The sequence below is a fragment of the Paraburkholderia oxyphila NBRC 105797 genome (assembly GCF_000685075.1).
Taxonomy (GTDB): domain Bacteria; phylum Pseudomonadota; class Gammaproteobacteria; order Burkholderiales; family Burkholderiaceae; genus Paraburkholderia; species Paraburkholderia oxyphila.
The window spans coordinates 1-2,187 of the sequence record NZ_BAYD01000247.1 but is presented as its reverse complement, the minus strand read 5'-3'; the positions used below and the strand labels follow the sequence as shown (position 1 = coordinate 2,187).

General features: G+C 57.1%; 2 protein-coding genes and 1 pseudogene. All 3 read left to right on the top strand.

What is annotated here, in order from left to right:
• Positions 1-665 (top strand): annotated as a pseudogene (locus BO1_RS60560) (hypothetical protein); the annotation flags it as partial.
• Position 666: 1 nt separating this feature from the next.
• Complete coding sequence (locus BO1_RS48635) at positions 667-1,149, top strand: type II secretion system protein (protein ID WP_028223753.1); 483 nt, start codon at positions 667-669, stop codon at positions 1,147-1,149.
• A 7-nt stretch (positions 1,150-1,156) separates the two neighbouring features.
• Complete coding sequence (locus BO1_RS48630) at positions 1,157-1,540, top strand: type II secretion system protein (RefSeq protein ID WP_028223752.1); 384 nt, start codon at positions 1,157-1,159, stop codon at positions 1,538-1,540.
• Positions 1,541-2,187 lie beyond the last annotated feature (647 nt).

Below are 2,187 nucleotides of genomic sequence, written 5' to 3'. Positions count from 1 at the left end.
GATCCGAGATCGTGCTACTGATTACGCCGCACATTGCACGCTCTCTGGCAATGCCCAATGCCTATGCACAGGCTTTTCCGAGTGGTACTACCGAACACGTGTCAACCAGCCCACTGCGGCTTACGCCCGCGGCACAGTATAGCGATACCGATAACCTGCCTCCGCCATCCGCAACCAAATCGGCGGATGGTGCGGACTCCCCACCGAAGGCTGCACACGCCCTGCCAATCTCACCCCCGCCGGGCTCTCCCGACCTCAACCAGTCATCCGGAGCAGACGAGCGCGCGGATTCGGTAAGGTTCGACCTTGCCGCGCCTTCCCAGGCAAACGCCAAGGAAGGCTTTACCGTCAATCTACTAGCCAGTGGTCGAGCTTTCGAAAAAGCCGAACTTGACCTCGTGCTCGACCAAACTGGCCTGCGCCTGACGAAGGTCGCACCGCGCGACGGAATAGCCCTTGAAGCGAAGCAGGATGGCAATATCGTTCACGTTTCAATTGGAAAGTCCATTGCTGACGGATCGCTCGCCATGTTCACGTTTCAATCCGACAGCACGTCCGGTGGAATACTGAATCTGTCACTGCAACAGCCCAAAGTGGAGCAAGAGAACCAGAAGCAGATTCGCGGCGCTGTGACACTCCCCAAGCAAGTCACCCTGTCTCCGTAATATGAAGCGCAGACCTCCCCATTCCGGGTTCACGCTAATCGAGATGATCGTAACCGTTGCGTTGGTTGCCATCATTGCATCGGTCGCAACGCCATTTATTAAATTGCATTTGCAGAGAGAAAAGGAACGGGAATTGAAAGCGGCATTAGTCGCTATCCGAACGGCAATCGATGCCTACAAACGATCCGGCGACGAGGGTCTTATCGCACGTTCTGCCGACTCGACTGGATATCCGCATTCGCTCAACGAACTGGTGACGGGTGTCGTCAACCAGCGCGATCCGAAGGGCCGAAAAATCTACTTTCTGCGCCGCATCCCACGCGACCCGATGGCTTCTCTTCCGTCGAGCCCTCCTGAGGAAACTTGGGGCAAGCGCAGCTATGCGAGCGAGGCCGACAACCCGGTCGAAGGCGAGGATGTATACGACGTCTATTCACTGAGTGACAAGACGGGAACCAATGGCATTCCGTATCGGGAATGGTGAAAGGGAAATGAACTCAAGAACTGCGCACCAAGGCTTCACGCTGATCGAATTATTGGTCGTACTTGCGATCGTGGCAACGCTCCTCTCTATCGTGGCACCCCGCTATATTCACCAGACCGACCGTGCCAAAGAGGCCGCGCTAAAGGCAAATCTTGCCGTCCTGCGTCGCGCGATAGATGAATATTACAGCGATACGGGCCGATATCCGGACAAGCTGGTCGAACTGACCGAACGCCACTATTTGCGGGCGCTACCAGTGGACCCTGTGACGAACCGTTCCGATAGCTGGATCCCCGTCGAAGGGACTGACGAGGACGAAAAGACCATCGTCGATGTGAAGAGCGGTGCAAAGGGCAATGCACTCGACGGAACGCAGTACAGCTCATGGTGAGATTCTGCACCCGTCATGGACACCAGCGAGGCGCCGCTTATTTCTGGGCGTTGATGTTGGTGCTGTGCATTTCGCTCGGTATTGGCAGGTTGCTCAATAACGTAGTAAAGACGAATCAGCGCGCACGCGAAGCAGACTTGCTGTACATCGGCAATCTATACAAGGATGCGATTCGGCAATACACCCAGAGCACGCCAGATGGCACGATGCCCTACCCGGAACAACTCGAGGACTTGCTCCACGATCCGCGTTATCCGGTCACGCGACGCTATCTTCGCAGGCTATACCCAGACCCAATCACTGGAAGTTCATTCGCAACGATTCCCGCGCCGGGAGGCGGTGTGAAAGGAGTACATAGCGTGTCCACACGCGCACCAGTCAAGGTTGCGGGTTTCCCGCCAGGGGAAGAGGCGTTCGCGACCGCGCGAAGCTATCAACAGTGGGAATTTAGCTACACACCATAGAAGGAAGGTGCAGGTCAAGCCACCCAACAAAAAAAGCGCCGCACGGCCACTCAAGCCGCACGGCGCCTTCCCACGTGTCGCACGCACCGCCCCGCCAGCGGCGCGTGCAAACCCCTTACTTGCCCAGCATCGGCAGTTTGAGCCCAGCTTCGCGCGCCGTCTGCTGCGCGAGCTCGTAGCCAG

Excerpts from the sequence above, each read along its gene's own strand:
- BO1_RS48635 (WP_028223753.1), top strand. The coding sequence starts at position 667 with ATGAAGCGCAGACCTCCCCATTCCGGGTTCACGCTAATCGAGATGATC.
- BO1_RS48630 (WP_028223752.1), top strand. The coding sequence starts at position 1,157 with ATGAACTCAAGAACTGCGCACCAAGGCTTCACGCTGATCGAATTATTG.